The organism is Microbacterium sp. M28 (genome assembly GCF_025836995.1).
Classification (GTDB): domain Bacteria; phylum Actinomycetota; class Actinomycetes; order Actinomycetales; family Microbacteriaceae; genus Microbacterium.
This window is the reverse complement of the sequence record NZ_CP107546.1, coordinates 856,045-875,306: the sequence shown is the minus strand read 5'-3', so window position 1 is coordinate 875,306 and position 19,262 is coordinate 856,045. Positions and strand designations below refer to the sequence as shown.

At 68.7% G+C, this 19,262-nt stretch carries 22 protein-coding genes and 2 tRNA genes; 12 read left to right on the top strand and 12 right to left on the bottom strand.

Going from position 1 to position 19,262, the window contains the following annotated elements:
- Nucleotides 1-2: 2 nt before the first annotated feature.
- Nucleotides 3-368: a DUF2277 domain-containing protein gene (locus OED01_RS04350; protein ID WP_264157156.1), complete on the top strand. Its 366-nt coding sequence runs from the start codon at nt 3-5 to the stop codon at nt 366-368.
- A 148-nt stretch (nt 369-516) separates the two neighbouring features.
- Here OED01_RS04350 and OED01_RS04345 read toward each other — a convergent pair.
- The 4 genes from OED01_RS04345 to OED01_RS04330 all read right to left on the bottom strand — a co-directional run bounded on the left by OED01_RS04345 (nt 517) and on the right by OED01_RS04330 (nt 3,237).
- Nucleotides 517-591, bottom strand: a tRNA-Arg gene (locus OED01_RS04345).
- Between the two features lie 36 nt (nt 592-627).
- Nucleotides 628-1,125: an HNH endonuclease gene (locus tag OED01_RS04340; protein WP_264157155.1), complete on the bottom strand. Its 498-nt coding sequence runs from the start codon at nt 1,123-1,125 to the stop codon at nt 628-630.
- A gap of 316 nt (nt 1,126-1,441) precedes the next feature.
- Nucleotides 1,442-2,173 (bottom strand): M23 family metallopeptidase, encoded by a 732-nt coding sequence (locus OED01_RS04335; protein ID WP_264157154.1) that lies wholly within the window; start codon nt 2,171-2,173, stop codon nt 1,442-1,444.
- A 362-nt stretch (nt 2,174-2,535) separates the two neighbouring features.
- Nucleotides 2,536-3,237 carry a metal-dependent transcriptional regulator gene (locus OED01_RS04330; RefSeq protein ID WP_264157153.1) on the bottom strand — a complete coding sequence of 234 codons (702 nt, stop codon included), beginning with the start codon at nt 3,235-3,237 and terminating at the stop codon, nt 2,536-2,538.
- Nucleotides 3,238-3,337: 100 nt separating this feature from the next.
- On the opposite strand from OED01_RS04330, the gene serC reads away from it, so the two are divergent.
- Nucleotides 3,338-4,450 carry a phosphoserine transaminase gene (serC, locus tag OED01_RS04325; protein ID WP_264157152.1) on the top strand — a complete coding sequence of 371 codons (1,113 nt, stop codon included), beginning with the start codon at nt 3,338-3,340 and terminating at the stop codon, nt 4,448-4,450.
- Nucleotides 4,451-4,525: 75 nt separating this feature from the next.
- Here serC and OED01_RS04320 read toward each other — a convergent pair whose 3' ends face one another.
- Together OED01_RS04320 and OED01_RS04315 are read right to left on the bottom strand one after the other, a co-directional pair.
- Nucleotides 4,526-5,194, bottom strand: coding sequence for a DUF3027 domain-containing protein (locus OED01_RS04320; RefSeq protein WP_264157151.1), 669 nt, complete (start codon nt 5,192-5,194; stop codon nt 4,526-4,528).
- Nucleotides 5,178-5,558 (bottom strand): cold-shock protein, encoded by a 381-nt coding sequence (locus OED01_RS04315; RefSeq protein WP_264157150.1) that lies wholly within the window; start codon nt 5,556-5,558, stop codon nt 5,178-5,180. Before OED01_RS04315 ends, OED01_RS04320 begins: the two co-directional genes overlap by 17 nt.
- Before the next feature lie 95 nt (nt 5,559-5,653).
- Between OED01_RS04315 and OED01_RS04310 the strand changes: the two genes are divergently transcribed.
- The 6 genes from OED01_RS04310 to OED01_RS04285 all read left to right on the top strand — a co-directional run bounded on the left by OED01_RS04310 (nt 5,654) and on the right by OED01_RS04285 (nt 12,271).
- On the top strand, nt 5,654-5,929 hold the full coding sequence (locus OED01_RS04310) for a multidrug ABC transporter ATPase (RefSeq protein WP_264157149.1): 276 nt from the start codon (nt 5,654-5,656) through the stop codon (nt 5,927-5,929).
- Between the two features lie 2 nt (nt 5,930-5,931).
- Complete coding sequence (locus OED01_RS04305; protein WP_264157148.1) at nt 5,932-7,632, top strand: helicase-associated domain-containing protein; 1,701 nt, start codon at nt 5,932-5,934, stop codon at nt 7,630-7,632.
- A gap of 44 nt (nt 7,633-7,676) precedes the next feature.
- Complete coding sequence (locus OED01_RS04300; RefSeq protein WP_264157147.1) at nt 7,677-9,320, top strand: DNA repair helicase XPB; 1,644 nt, start codon at nt 7,677-7,679, stop codon at nt 9,318-9,320.
- 62 nt (nt 9,321-9,382) lie between these two features.
- Nucleotides 9,383-10,078, top strand: coding sequence for a response regulator transcription factor (locus OED01_RS04295; protein ID WP_120229555.1), 696 nt, complete (start codon nt 9,383-9,385; stop codon nt 10,076-10,078).
- A 35-nt stretch (nt 10,079-10,113) separates the two neighbouring features.
- Nucleotides 10,114-11,826 (top strand): sensor histidine kinase, encoded by a 1,713-nt coding sequence (locus tag OED01_RS04290; protein WP_264157146.1) that lies wholly within the window; start codon nt 10,114-10,116, stop codon nt 11,824-11,826.
- Nucleotides 11,827-11,983: 157 nt separating this feature from the next.
- Complete coding sequence (locus tag OED01_RS04285) at nt 11,984-12,271, top strand: WXG100 family type VII secretion target (RefSeq protein ID WP_264157145.1); 288 nt, start codon at nt 11,984-11,986, stop codon at nt 12,269-12,271.
- Between the two features lie 68 nt (nt 12,272-12,339).
- On the opposite strand, the gene groL is transcribed toward OED01_RS04285, so the two are convergent.
- From groL to OED01_RS04270, 3 genes are all read right to left on the bottom strand, one after another.
- Nucleotides 12,340-13,959, bottom strand: a complete 1,620-nt coding sequence (gene groL, locus OED01_RS04280) for a chaperonin GroEL (protein WP_264157144.1) — start codon at nt 13,957-13,959, stop codon at nt 12,340-12,342.
- A 157-nt stretch (nt 13,960-14,116) separates the two neighbouring features.
- Entirely contained in the window at nt 14,117-14,674 is a 558-nt protein-coding gene (locus OED01_RS04275; RefSeq protein WP_264157143.1) for a LytR C-terminal domain-containing protein, read from the bottom strand.
- A gap of 69 nt (nt 14,675-14,743) precedes the next feature.
- Nucleotides 14,744-15,001 (bottom strand): DUF3263 domain-containing protein, encoded by a 258-nt coding sequence (locus OED01_RS04270; RefSeq protein ID WP_264157142.1) that lies wholly within the window; start codon nt 14,999-15,001, stop codon nt 14,744-14,746.
- Nucleotides 15,002-15,120: 119 nt separating this feature from the next.
- Between OED01_RS04270 and msrB the strand changes: the two genes are divergently transcribed.
- Together msrB and OED01_RS04260 are read left to right on the top strand one after the other, a co-directional pair.
- Nucleotides 15,121-15,540: a peptide-methionine (R)-S-oxide reductase MsrB gene (msrB, locus tag OED01_RS04265; RefSeq protein ID WP_264157141.1), complete on the top strand. Its 420-nt coding sequence runs from the start codon at nt 15,121-15,123 to the stop codon at nt 15,538-15,540.
- Nucleotides 15,537-16,085 carry a nitroreductase family protein gene (locus OED01_RS04260; protein WP_264157140.1) on the top strand — a complete coding sequence of 183 codons (549 nt, stop codon included), beginning with the start codon at nt 15,537-15,539 and terminating at the stop codon, nt 16,083-16,085. The genes msrB and OED01_RS04260 overlap by 4 nt, the downstream gene beginning before the upstream one ends.
- Nucleotides 16,086-16,092: 7 nt before the next feature.
- Here the strand turns inward: OED01_RS04260 and OED01_RS04255 are convergent, their stop codons facing one another.
- The gene (locus OED01_RS04255) at nt 16,093-17,034 is read right to left on the bottom strand and encodes a DMT family transporter (protein ID WP_264157139.1); all 942 of its coding nucleotides are present in this window, start codon (nt 17,032-17,034) and stop codon (nt 16,093-16,095) included.
- A gap of 61 nt (nt 17,035-17,095) precedes the next feature.
- Between OED01_RS04255 and OED01_RS04250 the strand changes: the two genes are divergently transcribed.
- On the top strand, nt 17,096-17,752 hold the full coding sequence (locus OED01_RS04250; RefSeq protein ID WP_264157138.1) for an SOS response-associated peptidase: 657 nt from the start codon (nt 17,096-17,098) through the stop codon (nt 17,750-17,752).
- Nucleotides 17,752-18,147: an MmcQ/YjbR family DNA-binding protein gene (locus OED01_RS04245; RefSeq protein ID WP_264157137.1), complete on the top strand. Its 396-nt coding sequence runs from the start codon at nt 17,752-17,754 to the stop codon at nt 18,145-18,147. Before OED01_RS04250 ends, OED01_RS04245 begins: the two co-directional genes overlap by 1 nt.
- Here OED01_RS04245 and OED01_RS04240 read toward each other — a convergent pair.
- Together OED01_RS04240 and OED01_RS04235 are read right to left on the bottom strand one after the other, a co-directional pair.
- Nucleotides 18,135-19,121, bottom strand: coding sequence for an aldo/keto reductase (locus tag OED01_RS04240; RefSeq protein WP_264157136.1), 987 nt, complete (start codon nt 19,119-19,121; stop codon nt 18,135-18,137). The genes OED01_RS04245 and OED01_RS04240 overlap by 13 nt on opposite strands.
- Before the next feature lie 43 nt (nt 19,122-19,164).
- A tRNA-Thr gene (locus OED01_RS04235) sits at nt 19,165-19,237 on the bottom strand.
- Nucleotides 19,238-19,262: the final 25 nt, after the last annotated feature.

Below are 19,262 nucleotides of genomic sequence, written 5' to 3'. Positions count from 1 at the left end.
ACATGTGCCGCAACATCATCCCCCTGAACAACCTGGAACCGCCGGCGACCGACGAAGAATGCCACGACGCCGCCCTGCAGTTCGTGCGCAAGATCTCCGGTACGAATGCGCCGTCACGGGCGAACCAGGACGTGTTCGATCGTGCGGTTCAGGAGATCGCGCGATCGGCACGGCTGCTCCTGGACGGCCTCGTGACCACGGCCCCACCGAAGAATCGGGAGGAGCAGAAGCAGAAGCGGCAGGCACGCTCGGCCGAGAGGTACGAGGCGATCCGCGTCTTCCAGCAGGCCAAGCGCGCTTCACGGACCGACGACGGACCGGTCGAGAAGCGGATCGAAGGCGCTGCGTCGACGGGACGTCACGCCTGAGGCGGCTGCCCCGACGCGGTCGGCATCACCGCAGACCGGTGGCCTCGATCCGGAACCCGGGCATGCCGTACTCGATTGACCTCGTCCACGCCGGCGAGAGACCGCGTACCTCCGCATGCGCGAGCTCGTGCAGCTCGCTCCCCATCGATGGTGCCCCTGGAGGGACTCGAACCCCCAACCGTTTGCTTAGGACGCAACTGCTCTTCCATTGAGCTACAGAGGCTGGCCCGACCAGTCTACCCAGCCTCTCGAGCGCTCCTCACGCGGCGAGTGCGAGGTACGGCTCCCACCGCGGATCGCTGCGCTCCGTGCCGCGCACCGTCCAAGCGGTGTTGTGCGGCGGGCGCGGCGTGAACCGCAGCTGCCACCCCATCTCCTGCGGAGTGCGGTCGCTCTTGACGTTGTTGCAGCGCAGGCAGCAGGCGACCAGGTTCTCCCAGGAGTCCGCTCCCCCGCGCGACCGCGGCAGGATGTGGTCGATCGTGGACGCCGCTTTGCCGCAGTACCCGCAGCGGTGCGCATCGCGTCGCAGGACCCCGCGCCGGGTCACCGGCACCCGTCTGCTGGAGGGGACGCGGACGTAGCGGCTCAGAATGATGACGACCGGGCGATCGAAGCGGCCGTGGCTCGCCCAGACGGGGTCCCCCTCGACGTGTTCGATGACGGTCGCCTTCTCGTTCATCACGAGCACGAGCGCTCGTTTGAAGGACACCACCGCGAGTGGCTCGTATCCGGCGTTCAGGACCAGTGTGCGCATCATCATCCTCTCGATACGCCGGGACGGCTTCCCGGCACTCTCGACTCACACGAGGCCGCGCGGGCGGAGGAATTCTGCTCACAGGGACGAGAAAAGGCGCTGTCTCTAGAGACAGCGCCTTTCGCGCACGGCTGCACCGTGGCATCCCTGCGGGCAATGCCGAAGCACCAGAAGGCCGAGCGCATCCATGGTTCGGATGCTCGGTATTCGGTCCATCAGCGACTCCCGCCTGTGCGACAACGGGATCAGGCTAACCCATCCGGCTGTGTACCGGCGAAAACGGCCGGTGAACAGCGCGGGGCGTGTCGACGACGGATCAGGCCGGAGCGCCGTTCGCGTTCAGCCATCCGATCGGCTCGACCAGGCTGCCGCCGATGCGCACCTCGAAGTGCAGGTGCTCGCCGCGGGACTGACCGGTGTTGCCCATGAACCCGATCAGCTGGCCGGCCTGGACCGTCTGGCCCACCTGCACCTGGCGCGATCCGTAGATCATGTGGCCGTACAGCGTGGAGACCTGCTGGCCGCCGAGCACGTGATCGATCACGACGCCGACGCCGTAGCCGAAGTAGCTGTCGCTCGAGATGCGGATCTTCCCGGCTGCGGCCGCGTAGATCGGCGTTCCGCTGTCGCCGACCATGTCGGCGCCGTTGTGGCTGCCGCCCAGTGTGCGGCTGACGTAATAGCTGCCGCCGACCGGGTTGCGGACCTCGCCGGACCCCGGCGCGACCAGGGCCACTCCGGCGGTGCTGTATCCGCCGCCGGTGTTGCGGGACGACGCTGCCGCCTTCGCGGCGGCCTCGGCGCGGGCTGCTGCGGCCGCTGCGGCCTTCTTCTGCGCGATCTCCTCGGGCGTTGTGGCCGAGTAGTTACCGCGGTTTATCGGGGCCGCCGTGGCCTCGGATGCGACGACGAGCGACTGCGCGTCGTCCACCGCGATCTGCTGAAGGGTGGTCGCGGCTTCGGTCGTGGGCGTCGTCGACGCGTACGCCGGCAGCGCGACAGCTGCGACCAGGGCGCCGACGGCGCCGAAGATGGCGATCGAGCGCATCGACTTCTTCACGGACAGCTTGCGCCCGCTTCGAGCCACGCCGCGACGGGCGGGGGCGCGATCTTCAGATGTCTTCTCGGGCGATTGGATGTCTGTGGCCAAGATCAGTGATCCTCCTGCGCCTCGGCGCTCGGGTTGCGCTGGCTCGTCGGCACTCTGCTATCGGGGCACGTGTAGCTTCGGGCACTGTGCGATCGTCTCCCGCGAAGACGACGAGCCGGTGAGGCGATCTTCGCGGTCATCGCCTGCGGGCTTCCTTCGCGGGCGACTTGACCGAGGTTACCGGAAGATAACGATTCTGTCACCCTGCGAACCTGGCAATCCTCCGAAGGCGGGCTCGACCGCATCCGCAGGCCGCAGGATCAGGCCTCGTCACGCACCAGGAAGATGTGCGACGCGAGCTCGACCGGCAGTTCGAGTCCCTCTTCATTGCCGTCCATCTGGATCAGCACGTAGCCCTCGTTGTACCGGTAGGTGCCGTGCGCACCGGGGACGACACCGGCTTCACGCAGCTGCTGGAGCAGCTCGGGGTCGACCTGCGCGGGCTCGGCGAGACGGCGAACCGTGCCGTCGGTCGATTCCTCCGCGGCATTCAGCTTCTGCACGAGTCCGATCACGCCCTCGTCGAACGTGCGCGCGGGGACGTCGCCGAGCTGGTCGAGCCCGGGGATCGGGTTGCCGTAGGGCGACTCGGTCGGGTGCCCGAGCAACTCGACCAGCCGGCGCTCGACCTGCTCACTCATGACGTGCTCCCACCGGCACGCCTCGTCGTGCACGTACGCCCAGTCGAGGCCGATCACGTCGGACAGGAGGCGCTCGGCGAGCCGATGCTTGCGCATCACGTCGACGGCCTTGCGACGACCGGCATCCGTCAGCTCGAGCGTGCGGTCCTCCGACACGACGACGAGCCCATCGCGCTCCATGCGGCCGACCGTCTGCGACACCGTGGGACCGGAGTGGCCCAGGCGCTCGGAGATGCGAGCGCGCAACGGCACGATGTTCTCCTCCTCGAGCTCGAGGATGGTGCGGAGGTACATCTCCGTGGTGTCGATAAGGTCGGTCATCTGCCCCTCCGAAAGTTCTTAGGCAAGCCTACATTCCCAATCGATGATCGGCCCCGTCACGGGGCGAAACCGCCGACGACCGCGGGCCTAGAATCGACGCATGGCGATCGAGATTCCCCGTGACCTCCTGCCCGTCGACGGCCGCTTCGGCTGCGGTCCGTCCAAGGTGCGCCCCGCGCAGCTGGAGGCGCTCGTCGCATCCGGTTCTTCGATCCTGGGCACCTCGCACCGGCAGGCGCCCGTGAAGAACCTCGTCGGAGGCGTCCGCGAGCAGCTCGCCGAGCTGTTCCGCCTGCCGGACGGCTACGAGATCATCCTCGGCAACGGCGGCTCGACGGCGTTCTGGGACGCTGCGGCGTTCGGACTGATCCAGAACCGCTCCCAGAATCTCGTCTTCGGCGAGTTCGGCGGGAAGTTCGCCAAGGCAGCGGCCGCACCGTGGCTCGAGGCTCCCGATGTCCGCAACGCCGAGCCGGGGTCGCGCACCTCCACCGAGGTCGTCGACGGCGTCGACGTATACGCCTGGCCGCACAACGAGACCTCGACCGGCGTCTCCGCCCCCGTCGAGCGGGTCGCCGCCGATGGCGCCCTCACCGTCATCGATGCCACCAGTGCGGCCGGCGGCATCGACTTCGACGTCGCACAGGCCGACGTGTACTACTTCGCCCCGCAGAAGAACCTCGGATCGGACGGCGGACTGTGGTTCGCCGCGGTCTCCCCCGCCGCGATCGAGCGGATCGAGAGCATCGCGGCATCCGATCGCTACATCCCGGAGTTCCTCAGTCTGAAGAACGCCGTCGACAACTCGCGACTGAATCAGACGCTCAACACCCCGGCGCTGACGACACTGCACCTGCTGCACAGCCAGCTGGAGTGGATCAACGGCAACGGCGGTCTCGCGTGGGCCGGCGCCCGCACGGCGGAGTCCTCCCAGGCGCTGTACGACTGGGCCGAGGCGTCGGCTGTCGCGACGCCGTACGTGGCCGAAGCCGCCCACCGCTCCCCCGTGGTCGCCACGATCGACTTCGATGACAGCGTCGACGCGGCCGCCGTCGCGAAGACGCTGCGGGCGAACGGCATCGTCGACACCGAGCCGTACCGCAAGCTCGGCCGCAACCAGCTGCGCGTCGCGACGTTCGTCTCGATCGAGCCCGACGACGTCCGTCAGCTCATCCGCTCGATCGACTACGTGCTCGCGCACTCCGAGGCGTAGAGCCCGCAGGACGCCGAACTGCCCCGCATCTCATCCGAGAGGCGGGGCAGTCGCGTTCAGGCGGGAGGCTCGGAATCACTCCTCGTCGTGGGAGTCCTCGTCGTCGGAGTCCTCGTCGTCGGAGTCCTCGTCGTCGGAGTCCTCGTCGTCGGAGTCCTCGTCGTCGGAGTCCTCGTCCTCGTTCTCGGAGTCCTCGTCCTCTTCGTCGGAGTCCTCCGCGACAGCGGAGTCATCGAGTTCGTCGATGTCGACGCCGTCGAGGTCGCCGGCGTGCAGCCGGGGCGACACGACGTCGTCCTCGTCCTCATCGTCGCCGTCGAAGTCGTCGTCGGACTCCGAATCCTCGTCCGCGTCGACGTCCTCTTCGGCGTCGTCGTCCAGCGGCGCATCGGATGCCTCCGCGGCGGCCTGCTCGGCGAGCTCGGCCTGATGCGCCCGGTACTCGGCGAGGCGCTCTGCCCACGGCACCCAGTCCGGTGCGAGCAGTGCGCCATCCCCGGGAAGCAGTTCGACCTCGAGCACCGTCGGCTCCGCGTCGTCGACGGCCGCGACCGTCACGGTCCAGAACCAGCCGGGGTAACCGCCGAGGCGGTTCTCGAAGCGCAGGGACACCGAGCCGTCCTCCTCGACCGCGTGACCCGCGGCCGGGCCGATGGTCGACGGGGCGGTGATCTCGTGCAGCGCGGCGAGCGCGAGATCACGCGCGTCGATCAGACGCGCATCGGGCTCAGGCGTCGAGGTCATCAGCCACCTTGCGCAGCACTGCCGCGATCTTGCGACCGTGGCTCGAAGAGGGATAGCGGCCGCGACGGAGGTCGCCGCCGATGCTGTCGAGAAGCTTCACGAGGTCTTCGACGATGATCGCCATGTCGTCGGCCGGCTTCCGCTTCGCCTTGGCGAGGCTCGTCGGCGCCTCCAGCACGCGCACCGAGAGCGCCTGCAGTCCTCGTTTGCCGTCGGCCACGCCGAACTCGACGCGACTTCCGGTCTTCACGGCGGTGCCCGCTGGCAGGGCGGAGGCGTGCAGGAAGACGTCCTGGCCGTCATCGCTGGCGATGAAGCCGAACCCCTTCTCGTCGTCGTAGAACCTGACCTTGCCGGTGGGCATGGAGAACCTCACTGTGTTGCGGACCGAATGACTCGGGTGCGCCCACGCGCACCTGCCTCGATCCTACCGGGGAACGAGGGACTAGGCTGAGACGGATGAGCACGCAGAACTCCGGATCGGACGTCCCGGTCCGCGCGGTGGATCGGATCCTCGCCTTCACCGCGCTCGCGCTGGCCGCGCTCTCCGTCATCTGCTTCTTCGCGATCATCATCGGCACCGCGGTCGGGATGCATCACGAGGACTTCGCGACGGGCCTGTGGCCCTTCGTCGCCGGTGTTCCGCAATGGGGTCTGCCGATCGCGTTCGTGCTCATCATCACGCTGCTCATCATGAGCTTCGTCCGCAAGGGTCGCGCACACAAGCGCTCCTGACCATGAGCACTCATGCCCGCCCTCTCGCCGTGTGGCTGGCCGCCGCCTCGGACGCGGATCTGGAGCGGCTGTTCGCCGGCCGCGGCGTGCGCCCGGACGCCGCCTGGAACGACTTCTTCGACGCGGCCGAGGCCCTGCTCGATCCGGCATCCGTCGAGCGAGCGGTCTCGACGCTCCCCCGCCAGGACGCCGCGGCACTCGCACGCGTCGTCGCCGGCGAGGATGCCGGCGAGAGTCGCGGCCGTCTCCTCGCGCTCGCTCTGATCGACGCGGACGGTCTGCCCTACCCACCGGTCACCGAGTCGGTCGCCGGCCGTGCCCCGATCGCGTCGACGGGCGGGAATGATCCGGTCGCCTCATCGGATGACGCGACGGCCCGGGCGGCCGAACAGGCTTTCGCGACGGTCGCGCGCTTCGCCGATCTGCTCCTGGCCGCGCGGGAAGGGCCATTGGCCCTGCTCGCGACCGGGGTGCTCGCCGCCGGAGAGAAGAAGCGGCTCGCCGAGCTCGGGATCGATGCAGACGACGCCGACGAACTGCGTGCGATCGCCGCCGCCGCGGCGCTCGTGCGCACCCAGGATCGACGCGTCCTCCCCACCGCCGACGCAGAGCACTGGCTCCAGCTCCCGTTCGCCGATCGGTGGACCCGACTGGCCGCCGCCTTCCGTGCGGCGCTGCCCATCGGCATCCGTTCGGGAGACGGATGGCTCGCACCTGGGGACTGGAGCAGCGCCTATCCATGGGATCCGGCCTGGCCGGCCCACGCTCAGCACCTGCATCGTCGTGCTCGTCTGCTCGGTCTGATCGCGGACGACGACACCGAGCCGACCTGGTCCGCCCGCCTGCGGCAGGGGCAGGACGCCGATGCCGAGCCGCTCGCGCGGTTCGTCCCCGTCGAAGTCGACAGGGTGTTCCTGCAGAACGATCTCACCGCGATCGCCCCCGGCCCGCTCCTGCCTGCGCTCGACGTCCGCCTGCGCGGCCTGGTGGAGCGGGACTCCGCGCAGTCCTCGTCGTACCGCTTCACGGCCGAATCCCTCACGCGCGGACTCGTCGAGGGCGAGACCGAGGCCTCGATCGTCGAGTTCCTCACGGCGCTGTCGCTGACCGGGCTGCCGCAACCGCTGGCCTACCTCGTGTCCCAGACCGCGCAGCGGCACGGTCTGGTCAGGGTCTGGGCATCCGAGCACGGTACGACCGTGACGAGCGCAGACGCCCACCTCATCGAGACCATGGGCGTCGACCGCAGCCTCCGGCCGCTCGCGCTCACACCGGAGGACGGCATGCTGACCTCACGGGTGCGCGCCGACACGGTCTACTGGGCGCTCGTCGACGCCCGCTATCCCGCGACCCTCGTCGACCAGGACGGCACCCCGGTCTCGACGCGACGCGCCCCCGCGGCCGTCGGCGATCCCGCACCGAGCGGCCCTGGCTTCGCGACTCTGATCGCGCGCTTGCGCGAGCATCAGGGGCCGGATGCCGACGCGGCCTGGCTCGACCGCGAGCTCGAAGCCGCCGTCCGTCAACGCGCGGTGGTGGTCGTCGAGGTCGGAATGCCGGACGGCTCGTCACGCGAGTTGACCCTGGAGGCCAGCGGGCTCGGCGGCGGACGGCTGCGCGGTCGCGACCGCGCCGCCGACGTCGAGCGCACACTCCCGGTGTCCAGCATCCGATCCGCGCGGATCGTGGATGCGACCGGATAGCATCGCCGCGCCGCGCGAGGCGGGGCGCAGTAGACTGGACAGCTATGTCTGATGGCCCACTGATCGTCCAGAGCGATCGCACCGTCCTGCTCGAGGTCGCGCACCCGGATGCCGAGAGCGCCCGCCACGAGCTGGCCATCTTCACCGAGCTCGAGCGCGCGCCGGAGCACATCCACACCTATCGCATCACCCGGCTCGGCCTGTGGAACGCCCGCGCCGCCGGCCACAGCGCCGATGACATGCTGGAGACGCTCGATCGGTGGTCCCGGTTCCCTGTCCCGCCGTCGGTCGCCGTCGATCTCAAGGAGACGGTAGGCCGATACGGGCGTCTCACGATCGAACGCGACGAGGAGGGGACCCTCATCCTGCGCTCGATCGACCCGGCCGTGCTCACTCAGGTCGCGAACAACAAGCGCATCCAGCCTCTGCTGGTCGGCCACCCGGCCCCTGACACGTACGTCGTCGACGCGTGGGCGCGCGGCCAGATCAAGCAGGAGCTGCTGAAGATCGGCTGGCCGGCGGAGGACCTCGCCGGCTACACCCCAGGGACACCGCACGAGATCGATCTCGACGAGGACGGCTGGCACATCCGCCCGTACCAGCAGGATGCCGTCGACGCGTTCTCGAAGGACGGCTCGGGTGTCGTGGTGCTGCCCTGCGGCGCCGGCAAGACCATCGTGGGCGCTGGCGCCATGGCCGCGACCAAGACCACGACCCTGATCCTCGTGACCAACACCGTCTCGGCCCGGCAGTGGCGCGACGAGCTGCTCAAGCGCACGTCGCTCACGCCGGAGGAGATCGGCGAGTACTCCGGTCAGGCGAAGGAGGTCAAGCCCGTCACGATCGCGACGTACCAGATCCTGACCGCCAAGCGGAAAGGTCAGTACGCGCACCTCGCGCTGCTGGATGCTCTGGACTGGGGCCTCATCATCTACGACGAGGTCCATCTCCTTCCGGCGCCCGTGTTCAAGCTGACGGCAGACCTGCAGGCGCGCCGCCGCATCGGCCTGACCGCGACGCTCGTCCGCGAGGACGGCCGGGAGGGCGATGTGTTCAGCCTGATCGGACCCAAGCGCTTCGACGCACCGTGGAAGCAGATCGAGGCGCAGGGCTTCATCTCGCCCGCCGCCTGCTACGAGGTGCGCGTCGATCTGCCGCCGAGCGACCGGCTCGAATACGCGGCCGCCACCGACGACGACCGCTACCGGCTGGCCGCGTCGGCGCCCGCGAAGATCGATGCGGTGCGGGAGCTGATCGCCAAGCATCCTGGCGAGCAGATCCTCGTCATCGGTCAGTACCTCGACCAGCTCGAGACGCTGTCCGAGGCGCTGAACGCCCCGCAGATCACCGGCGCCACCCCGGTCGACGAGCGCGAGGAGCTCTACCGCGCGTTCCGCGAGGGCGACATCTCTCTCCTCGTGGTCTCCAAGGTGGCCAACTTCTCGATCGACCTGCCGGAGGCATCCGTCGCGATCCAGGTGTCCGGATCGTTCGGCTCGCGACAGGAGGAGGCGCAGCGTCTCGGGCGACTCCTGCGGCCCAAGCAGTCCGGGCACACCGCGAGCTTCTACACACTCATCGCGCGCGACACGGTCGATCAGGACTACGCGCAGAACCGCCAGCGGTTCCTCGCGGAGCAGGGCTACAGCTATACGATCCTCGACGCTGACGAGCTCGCCGCGGCATAGTCACTGCGCGCCATTCCGCGAATGGTCAGCCACGGCATGGGTTGAGTCACCATAATGGGGGCATGACTGATGCGCGCATCCTGGTCGTCGATGACGAGCCGAACATCCGCGACCTGCTGTCCACGGGTCTGAGCTTCGCCGGTTTCCAGGTGAAGACCGTCGGGAACGGAGCCGCCACGATCTCGGCGGTCCTCGAGGAGGAGCCCGACCTCATCATCCTCGACGTCATGCTTCCCGACATGAACGGCTTCAGCGTCACCAAGAGGCTGCGCGGCGCCGGATTCACCGCGCCGATCCTGTTCCTCACCGCCAAGGACGACACCCAGGACAAGATCGAGGGTCTCAACGCGGGCGGCGACGACTACGTCACCAAGCCGTTCGCCCTGGACGAGATCGTCGCACGCGCGCAGGCCATCCTCCGCCGCACGATGCAGGCCGACGAGGAGTCGATCATCCGCGCCGGTGAGCTGTCGATGGACCAGGACACGCACGACGTCTACGTCGGCAAGGTCCCGATCGAGCTCAGCCCGACCGAGTTCAAGCTGCTCCGCTACCTCATGCTCAATCCGAACCGTGTGCTGTCGAAGGCGCAGATCCTCGATCACGTCTGGGAGTACGACTTCAACGGGGATGCCGGGATCGTGGAGAGCTACATCTCCTACCTGCGCCGCAAGATCGACCCGCACACCGAGGAATCCCTCATCCAGACCAAGCGCGGCTTCGGCTACATGCTGAAGGTCGGCGGCAAGTCCGCCTGACCCGACCGTCGCACGCCGTTCACGGGAGGGACCGCATGGCGAACAAGCCCGACGCGGTCACCACCTGGTGGCGGCGGATCAGTCTGCGGGCCAAGGTCACCGGCGTCACCGTCGCGGTGCTGGCGCTCGGCCTGCTGGTCGCCGGCATCGGCACGGTCCCGATCATGCGCGTGGCGTTGATCAGCAACATCAATGTCCAGCTGGGCCAGTTGGCCAGCACCAGCATGATCGAACGGTTCTTCACCGTCACGTCGGACGGGAACGGGGGGCTCGTCCTCACCGAGCGGGAGGATGCCGTCCGCAGCGAGGCCTTCGTCGCCTTCTACGACGCCGGTGGCGCCTTCATCGCTCAGGCCGGCGGGGCTCAGGATGCCGTTGCACCCGACTTCCCGGAGACCTATCCGCTCACCGAAGCCAAGGCCGACGAAGAGACCATCCCGCTGGTGCTGACGGGCGTCGACGGGAAGACCCCGTTCCACGGCGCGGTGAGCACCAAGCCGGGACCCGACGGTCTCGTCTACGTGCAGTACGTCGCGATGCCCCTCGAGGAGGTCGACCGGATCATCGGTCTCTACCTCGGCGTCTACACGACCGTCGCACTGTTCACGATCCTCATCGCCGCGCTGCTGATCCGCGGACTGGTCACGCTGACTTTCCGTCGCCTCGGCCATGTCGAGACGACGGCGATGGCGATCGCCGCCGGCGACTTCGGCCAGCGCATGACGGATCTCGAACCGACCACCGAGGTCGGCAGGCTCAACCTCGCGATCAACACGATGCTCGATCGTCTGGATCGTTCCATCGCGGACCGCGACCGGACCGTGCAGCACATGCGCCGATTCATCGGCGACGCCAGCCACGAGCTGCGGACGCCGCTGGTGAGCGTCCGCGGCTACGCGGAGCTCTACCGGATGGGCGCCATCCGCGGCGAGGAGGACACGGCACGGGCGATGGAGCGCATCGAGAAGGAGGCGATCCGGATGGGCGTCCTCGTCGAGGACCTGCTCGCCCTCGCCCGTCTCGACGAGGAGCGCGAACCGGAGATCTCCCCGCTGGACCTGCGCCCGATCGCGCGGGATGCCGCGCTGGATGTCCGTGCCGCAGCCCCCGGCCGGACGGTCACCGTCGTCGACACGACCGCCGACCGGCCGCCGCTCAGACCCCCGACCGGCACGGTGCCCATCGAACCGCACCGTCCACCGCAGGCTCCGCGCGGTCGCGCAGGCGCGACGCTGGCACGACTGCGTCGACGCCCCAGGACGCCGCAGTCGGAGCCGGTCCCCGAGATCGATTTCAGCGAGGTCATCGACAACCCGGTGAGCACTCCGCCGATCGTGCTCGGCGAGGAGAACAAGGTCCGCCAGGTCGTGGCGAATCTGCTCGGCAACGCCCGTCGGTTCTCGAACGAGGAGTCTCCGATCGAGATCATCGTCGGCGCCGACCGCGCGGCCGGCGTCGGCACGATCGCGATCGCCGATCACGGCGAGGGCGTGCCGGAGCAGATCAGGGAGCAGATCTTCCAGCGGTTCTGGCGCGCCGACACGTCGCGGGCTCGTGAAACAGGCGGCTCCGGCCTGGGCCTGGCGATCGTCGCCTCCATCGTCGATGCGCTGCACGGCTCCGTCTCGGTCTCGGAGACTCCCGGCGGCGGTGCGACCTTCACCGTGACGCTGCCGCTCGCACCGGCCCGCGCCATCCCCGAGCACCTGCTCCAGGACACGCAGCCGATCGAACCGCTCGAGCTCTGACGCCACCCGGCCCTGCACTTCTCCTGCACCGATCCGCACGTGGCCCCGCGTCTCCACGGATGCCGTGGATGCCGTATCCCCGGCGGACGGTGTGATCCGCTGCGCTCCTATTCTCGAAGCTCCCGGCGGGCGACGTCGGGCCACGAGAGGAGTCCTCATGTCCGTCTTCAGCGTCGACACCGAAGCCGTCAACGCCGCCACCGCAGCCGCGCGCGGCACGGTCGAGCGCCTGCAGGCCGAATCGGCCGCACTGGCCGCTCAACTGACCCAGCTGCAGTCCTCCTGGACGGGCAACGCCTCGGCGGCGTTCCAGTCCTGCGGAGAGCAGTGGCGTGCTGCTCAGTTGCACGTCGAGCAGGTGCTCGCCTCGATCAGCGTCGCGCTCGGCGCCGCATCCCGCAACTACGACGATGCGGACGCCTACTCCGCGAGCCTGTTCCGCTGATCCCCCGCCGCGGAACGCAGAAACGCCCCGGCCGAAGCCGGGGCGTTTCTGTGTGCGATGGGTTGGACTCAGAAGTCCATGCCGCCCGACGGGTCGCCGACCGGAGCCGGGTTCTTCTCGGGCTTGTCGGCGACGACGGCCTCGGTCGTGAGGAACAGGCCCGCGATCGACGCCGCGTTCTGCAGAGCCGAACGCGTCACCTTGGCCGGGTCGATGATGCCCGCTGCGAACATGTCGACGTACTCGCCCGTGGCCGCGTTGAGGCCCTGGCCGATCGGCAGCTCCGCGACCTTCGCCGCGACGACACCGGGCTCGAGGCCGGCGTTCAGGGCGATCTGCTTCAGCGGAGCCGAGATCGCGACGCGGACGATGTTCGCACCGGTCGACTCGTCACCGTCGAGCTCGAGAGCGTCGAGGGCCTTGGTGCCTGCCTGGATGAGCGCGACGCCACCACCGGGGACGATGCCCTCTTCCACAGCTGCCTTCGCGTTGCGGACGGCGTCCTCGATGCGGTGCTTGCGCTCCTTGAGCTCGACCTCGGTCGCAGCGCCCGCCTTGATGACGGCGACGCCACCGGCGAGCTTCGCCAGGCGCTCCTGCAGCTTCTCGCGGTCGTAGTCGCTGTCGGTGTTGTCGATCTCGCGACGGATCTGGGTCACGCGACCCTCGATGGCGTCAGCCTCGCCGGCGCCCTCGATGATCGTGGTCTCATCCTTGGTGATGATGACCTTGCGCGCACGGCCGAGCAGATCCAGCGTCGTGTTCTCGAGCTTGAGACCGACCTCTTCGGTGATGACCTGACCACCGGTGAGGATCGCGATGTCCTGCAGCTGCGCCTTGCGGCGGTCGCCGAAGCCGGGAGCCTTGACGGCAGCCGACTTGAAGATGCCGCGGATCTTGTTGAGCACGAGAGTCGCGAGCGCCTCGCCCTCGACGTCCTCGGCGATGATGACGAGCTCCTTGCCGTCCTGGATGACCTTGTCGACCACCGGGAGCAGGTCCTTGATGTTCGAGATCTTCGAGTTGGCGATGAGGATGTAGGGCTCCTCGAACACGGCTTCCTGGCGGTCGGGGTCCGTGACGAAGTAGGGGTTGATGTAGCCCTTGTCGAAGCGCATGCCCTCGGTGAGCTCGAGCTCGGTGCCGAAGGTCTGCGACTCCTCGACGGTGACGACGCCCTCCTTGCCGACCTTGTCGATCGCCTCGGCGATCAACTCGCCGATCGAGGCGTCAGCGGCGGAGATGGACGCGGTGGCCGCGATCTCCTCCTTGGACTCGATCTCCTTGGCGCTGGAGAGCAGCTCTTCGGTGATGGCCGCGACGGCCTTCTCGATGCCCTTCTTCAGTGAGATCGGGTCTGCGCCGGCTGCGACGTTGCGCAGGCCTTCGCGGACGAGCGCCTGAGCGAGCACGGTCGCGGTGGTTGTTCCGTCACCGGCGACGTCATCGGTCTTCTTGGCGACCTCCTTGACGAGCTCCGCGCCGATCTTCTCGTACGGGTCGTCCAGCTCGATCTCCTTGGCGATCGAGACGCCGTCGTTCGTGATCGTGGGTGCGCCCCACTTCTTCTCGAGTACGACGTTGCGACCGCGCGGGCCGAGGGTCACCTTGACAGCGTCGGCGAGGATGTTCAGGCCGCGCTCGAGACCGCGACGGGCCTCCTCATCGAAAGCGATGATCTTTGCCATGAGTTTTGTCGTCCCTCCTGGACGTATACGTTCGGTTTAGCACTCAGAGTGATCGAGTGCTAACGCCCATTCTGGCACTCGACCCCATCGAGTGCAAGCCGCGTACGCCACGGGAGAAACAGTCGCCGGTCGGAGGCTGCCGGCGCTCGTCGGCGGCCTACTCGGCGGGTGCCTCTTCCACGCGATCGAGACCGATCACGACCGTCAACTGGGCCTGTCCGGTGTCGTTCATCGCGGCGTAGTAGTCGCTCTGCTCCACCGCCGCGCCGCCGATGAGATCGGCCAGCGCGAGCGCGGCCTCCTCATCCGCCGCGTCGATGTAGTAGATCGTCGTCTCGGGGAAATCGTCGGCGTTCCCGTCCGTGGCCAGGACGAGGTCAGCAGTGAATCCGGCGTTGATCAGTTCGTCGCGCATCTGATCGTCGAGGCCGTCGTCCGGCGTGGCGTTGAGGATGAGGACCGAGTAGGAGGTGTCCAGGACCGCGGTCTCCTGCGGAGTGGGTGCCACGGTCTCCTGCGTCTCGGGGACCAGCGCGATGCGTCCCATGACGACGAGCGAGATGAAGATCCCGACCACGAGCAGGACGAGGGCGGCGACGACGGACCAGAGCAGGACCATCCAGCCGTTGCCTCCGGGATTCTCGGCGCGGTGCGCGCCTACACGTCCGGATGTGCGGGGGACGTCGTCGAATCGATCACGAACGGGCTTGGACACCCCTCGATGCTATGGCATGCATCTCGGCGTCCTCATCGGAGACGTCCAGGATGCGGGTGTCGCCCGATCTCAGCCGACGAAGCCCTGCATCCGCGCACTGCGCTGCACCCCGCGGGCATCACGGATCCGCCGGAGGCGCCTGACCAGCAGAGGGTCGTGCTCGAGCGCCTGCTCGGTGTCGATGAGGCGCCACAGCAGCTGGTAGTAGCGCGCCGGGCTCATCCCGAGCTGCGTGCGGATCGCTTCTTCCTTCGATCCGCTGTGCCTCGGCCAGGAGACCTCGAGCGCGAGAATCGCGCGGTCGCGGTCCGTCAGATCTCCGAGCATGCCCGAAGCCTACGCCGCGCGCCGCGGCAATCAGGGGAGCCACTCCCAGCGCGCTTGCAGCCCGCACGCGCCGATCCGCTCCCGGACGCGAGAGAATGGTTCACGACTCAGGAGGTCCGATGTCCTACAGCGTGAACAAGTCAGACGCCGAGTGGCGTGCAGAGCTCAGCGATCAGCAGTACGCGGTGCTGCGCCAGGCGGCGACCGAACGGGCCTGGACGGGCGAGCTGCTCGACGAAGCCCGCGCAGGCCTCTACACCTGCGGTGCGTGCGGTGCGGAGCTGTTCCGGAGCGGCACCAAGTTCGATTCCGGCTGCGGCTGGCCGAGCTTCTACGAGTCCATCCGCCCTGAGGCGGTCGAGCTCATCGAGGACACCACCCTCGGCATGGTGCGCACGGAGGTGCGCTGCGCGAACTGCGGATCGCACCTGGGCCACGTCTTCCCCGACGGATTCGGCACACCGACGGGCGACCGGTACTGCATGAACTCGCTCGCCCTGAACTTCTCCCCCGAGACTCCAGAGGCACCGCAGGCGTGAGCGCACTCGACGCGGTCCGCGCTCGGCAGTCCTGGTCGAAGGTCACAGACGAGGCCCCGACCCGTGAGCAGCTGCTGCCGCTCGTCGCGGCTGCAGGGCGCGTGGCGGATCACTCGTCGTTGCGCCCATGGCGGCTCATCGAGCTGCGCGGTGCGGACCGCGAACGACTCGGTACGGCGATCGCAAAAGCGGAGGGCGACAAGCATCCGTCGTCGAAGCCGTTGCGCGCCTCGCTGCTCATCGCGATCGTCGCCAGCTACCGCAACAGCGACAAGGTCCCCCGCTGGGAGCAGGAGGCCGTCGCCTCCGGCGTCGCCCACACGCTGAGCCTGCTGCTCGACGAGGCGGGCTGGGGCGTCATCTGGCGCACCGGGCATTACACGCGGTCGAAGGCGGTCGCGAAGGCGCACGGGCTCAAGAAGAACGAAGAACTGCTGGGCTGGCTCTACGTCGGCGGCAAGCCCGAGAAGAAGCCTGGGCGCCGCAAGCCCGTGGACGCCAGGGCCCTGCTGACCCGGATGCCGCAGAAGAAGTCGAAGAAGTAGCCGACCTTCAGCGCCGGCGCGGACGGATCACAGCGACGAGGACGCTCGCCACCGCGACGGCGACCATCGCCACCGTCTGCCAGAGCGACGGCCCTGCCTCGGCGGGCCAGACGGCATCGATGATCACGGCCGTGATGAGCTGACCGAGCACGGACCCGAGCCCCAGCAGCAGGACGCCGGTCTGCGCGACCAGTCGTGCACCGAGGAAGATGTAGACGACGCCCAGCAGTCCGCCGAGGTACACCCATGGCTCGGTGGGCAGGGACGCGGGTGGCCCGTTGACGATCACGCTGATGCCGGCGGCGAGCGCGAGCACGACGGTCCCTGCGATGAAGCTCATCGTGGTGGCGATCACCGGCGACCCGACGCGCTGCGCGAGCCGGCCGTTCGCCGCCTGCTGCCATGCGATGCCGATGCCCGCGGCGAAGGGCAGGATCAGCATCCACAGCGGCGCCGAGGCGAGCACGTCACCGCCCAGCGAGATGCCTACCGCGACCAGAGCGAGCGCTCCCCCGGCGACGCGCCCCATGGTGACGGCGACCACCCCGGCCGGACCGAAGCCGATGCGGTCGAGGATCAGGCTGTGCAGCGTCTGCCCGGCCACCACGCCGACTGTGAACAGGGACACCCCGAGGACGGCTGCGGTCAGTCCCTGTGTGGTGACGGTCAACGCGCCGCACGCGCCGCCCAGCAGCATCCACGGCGGGATGCCGCCCGACCGAACGCCGCGCCACAATCGCACCATTCCGGCTCGCCCGGAGGGCACCACCCCGACCAGGACGACCAGCAGCAGCAGACCGGACCCGAACGAGACGAGGCCTGCGACGACGCCGTCTTCGAGACGGACGCCGAGGACGCCGTTGATGCGCGCCTGGACGGCGGTCATCGCTCCGATCGCGACCGCGCCTCCGATCGCCGCGAAGGCGGGCAGCTGGCGGGTCGTGGGCACCGTGCCACGCTACCCGAACCGGTCCGCACCGGATGTCCGTGGTCAGGACTACTCTGGCCGCATGTGCGCAAGCTACGGACTCGATCCTCGATTCACCGACGCCGAGCTGCTGGCCGAGGCGGATGCCGACATCCTCGACGGGCTGCGCGAGTGGGCGCAGCGCAACGCCGGTGAGACGCTGCGTCCGACCGGCAAGAACCTGCGCAACCTCAATCCGATCGTGCTCCCCATCGACGGCGAGGCGACGCTGGAGCCCGCGTGGTGGGGGTTCCTCGTGAACGGCGGGCCGGCGAAGTTCCCGTCGATCAACACGCGCTCCGAGCGTCTGCAGGATCAGCCTGGCAAGGCTCGTTCCCGCGCGATCGTCCCGGCGACGGGCTGGTTCGAACTGCGCAAGCCCGACCGGGTGTGGCACGAGTTCGGTCTCGACAGCGGTGCCCTGTTCGGCATGGCGGCGGTCACGCAGCGGGGCCGCACGACGGACGGCCAGTGGTTCACGTGCTTCTCGATCGTCATGCGCCCCGCCCCCGAGCACCTGGCCGGGATCCATGATCGGATGCCAGTGCTGATCCCGACCGACCACGCACGCGATTGGCTGCTGGCCGAGGGCGGCCGCGATGTGATCGACGATGCGCTGGCGGCCGCGGCTTCCCTGGACGGGCGGGTCGTCGCGACCCCGCGCGCCAACGACAAGGGCGCGGCGGAGAAGCTGTTCTGATGGATGACGAAACCCTGCTGGCCGCGGCGACGGCCCGGGTCGACGAGCTGCCCGGCGCCGGTCTCGAGCATCCGTTCGGCCCGGAGTGGGATGTCTTCAAGGTCCGTGGAAAGGTCTTCATGCTGCAGACGCAGTACTCCGGCCGGGCGATGGTGACGGTGAAGTCGCACCCCGAGGATGCCGAGGCGCTCTGCGCGACCTTCGCCGACATCGCGCCTGGCTACCACGTGAACAAGAAGCACTGGATCTCGGTGACACCGGGTCCGTCGCTCGAGCCGGGACTCATCGAAGAGCTGGTGACCGAGTCGTACCGGTTGGTGGTGGCGAAGCTGCCGCGCGCGCAGCGCCCCGTCGATCCCGACGTGTTCGGCGTCGCCTCACCTCACCAGGCGTAGGCCTCCGGAGCCTGGCCGCCAGGACCGGGGAAGATCTCATCGAGCGCACGGAGGTCGTCCTCGCTCAACGCGATGTCGAGGGCCGCGACGGCCGACTCCAGCTGCGCGACGGTGCGGGGACCGATGATGGGTCCCGTCACGCCGGGCTGATGCAGCAGCCACGCCAGCCCGAGAGCCGCCGGCTTCCAGCCCCGCTCGTGGGCGAAGCGCTCGTATGCGTCGACCTGATCCTGATGCGAGGCACGGAGCTCGGCTGCGCGCCCGGTGTTCGAGCGGGCGTTCGCGTCGGTGGATCCTCCGCTGAGCAGTCCGCCGCCGAGCGGCGACCACGGCAGGACGCCGAGCCCGTAGTGGCGAGCGGCAGGGAGGACCTCGAGCTCGATCATGCGCTGCGTGAGGTTGTACAGGGACTGCTCGCTGACCAGACCGAGGAAGTGCCGCTGCTTCGCGATCTCGTTGGCCTGCGCGATGTTCCAGGCGGCGAAGTTGGAGCTGCCCGTGTAGACGACCTCGCCGCGGGCGACCAGGATCTCCATGGCCTGCCACATCTCCTCCCACGGGATGTGACGGTCGATGTGGTGGAACTGGTAGAGGTCGATGCGGTCGGTCTGCAGTCGACGCAGCGACCCGATCGCCTCGCGGCGCACCTGCCAGGCGGACGCTCCGCGGGCGTTGACGACATCGCCGTCGTCCGTGGGCGCCACCATCGGCGAGTGGACCTTCGTGGCGAGGACGATGTCGTCGCGCACACCCGGACGTGCGGCGAACCAGCGTCCGATGATCTCCTCGGTCGCGCCGCGTCCGCCGCTGCCGCCGTATGCGTTGGCGGTGTCGAAGAAGTTCACGCCGAGCTCGACCGCGCGATCCATGATCGCGAACGACTCCTCCTCCGACGTGCGGTCGCCGAAGTTCATGGTTCCGAGGACGATGCGCGAGACCTGCGTGCCGGTGCGTCCGAGAGAGGTGTAGTCCATGCGTGCCATCCTGACACGGACGAACGGGCCGAGGGCGGATCGGAGCCGACTGCGGGGTTCGAACCCGCGACATCCTGTTTACAAGACAGGTGCTCTACCAGCTGAGCTAAGTCGGCATGCGGCGTCTGGAACGCCGCTCCA

Excerpts from the sequence above, each read along its gene's own strand:
- OED01_RS04350 (WP_264157156.1), top strand. The coding sequence starts at position 3 with ATGTGCCGCAACATCATCCCCCTGAACAACCTGGAACCGCCGGCGACC.
- OED01_RS04340 (WP_264157155.1), bottom strand. The coding sequence starts at position 1,125 with ATGCGCACACTGGTCCTGAACGCCGGATACGAGCCACTCGCGGTGGTG.
- OED01_RS04335 (WP_264157154.1), bottom strand. The coding sequence starts at position 2,173 with ATGCGCTCGATCGCCATCTTCGGCGCCGTCGGCGCCCTGGTCGCAGCT.
- OED01_RS04330 (WP_264157153.1), bottom strand. The coding sequence starts at position 3,237 with ATGACCGACCTTATCGACACCACGGAGATGTACCTCCGCACCATCCTC.
- serC (WP_264157152.1), top strand. The coding sequence starts at position 3,338 with ATGGCGATCGAGATTCCCCGTGACCTCCTGCCCGTCGACGGCCGCTTC.
- OED01_RS04320 (WP_264157151.1), bottom strand. The coding sequence starts at position 5,194 with ATGACCTCGACGCCTGAGCCCGATGCGCGTCTGATCGACGCGCGTGAT.
- OED01_RS04315 (WP_264157150.1), bottom strand. The coding sequence starts at position 5,558 with ATGCCCACCGGCAAGGTCAGGTTCTACGACGACGAGAAGGGGTTCGGC.
- OED01_RS04310 (WP_264157149.1), top strand. The coding sequence starts at position 5,654 with ATGAGCACGCAGAACTCCGGATCGGACGTCCCGGTCCGCGCGGTGGAT.
- OED01_RS04305 (WP_264157148.1), top strand. The coding sequence starts at position 5,932 with ATGAGCACTCATGCCCGCCCTCTCGCCGTGTGGCTGGCCGCCGCCTCG.
- OED01_RS04300 (WP_264157147.1), top strand. The coding sequence starts at position 7,677 with ATGTCTGATGGCCCACTGATCGTCCAGAGCGATCGCACCGTCCTGCTC.
- OED01_RS04295 (WP_120229555.1), top strand. The coding sequence starts at position 9,383 with ATGACTGATGCGCGCATCCTGGTCGTCGATGACGAGCCGAACATCCGC.
- OED01_RS04290 (WP_264157146.1), top strand. The coding sequence starts at position 10,114 with ATGGCGAACAAGCCCGACGCGGTCACCACCTGGTGGCGGCGGATCAGT.
- OED01_RS04285 (WP_264157145.1), top strand. The coding sequence starts at position 11,984 with ATGTCCGTCTTCAGCGTCGACACCGAAGCCGTCAACGCCGCCACCGCA.
- groL (WP_264157144.1), bottom strand. The coding sequence starts at position 13,959 with ATGGCAAAGATCATCGCTTTCGATGAGGAGGCCCGTCGCGGTCTCGAG.
- OED01_RS04270 (WP_264157142.1), bottom strand. The coding sequence starts at position 15,001 with ATGCTCGGAGATCTGACGGACCGCGACCGCGCGATTCTCGCGCTCGAG.
- msrB (WP_264157141.1), top strand. The coding sequence starts at position 15,121 with ATGTCCTACAGCGTGAACAAGTCAGACGCCGAGTGGCGTGCAGAGCTC.
- OED01_RS04250 (WP_264157138.1), top strand. The coding sequence starts at position 17,096 with ATGTGCGCAAGCTACGGACTCGATCCTCGATTCACCGACGCCGAGCTG.
- OED01_RS04245 (WP_264157137.1), top strand. The coding sequence starts at position 17,752 with ATGGATGACGAAACCCTGCTGGCCGCGGCGACGGCCCGGGTCGACGAG.
- OED01_RS04240 (WP_264157136.1), bottom strand. The coding sequence starts at position 19,121 with ATGGACTACACCTCTCTCGGACGCACCGGCACGCAGGTCTCGCGCATC.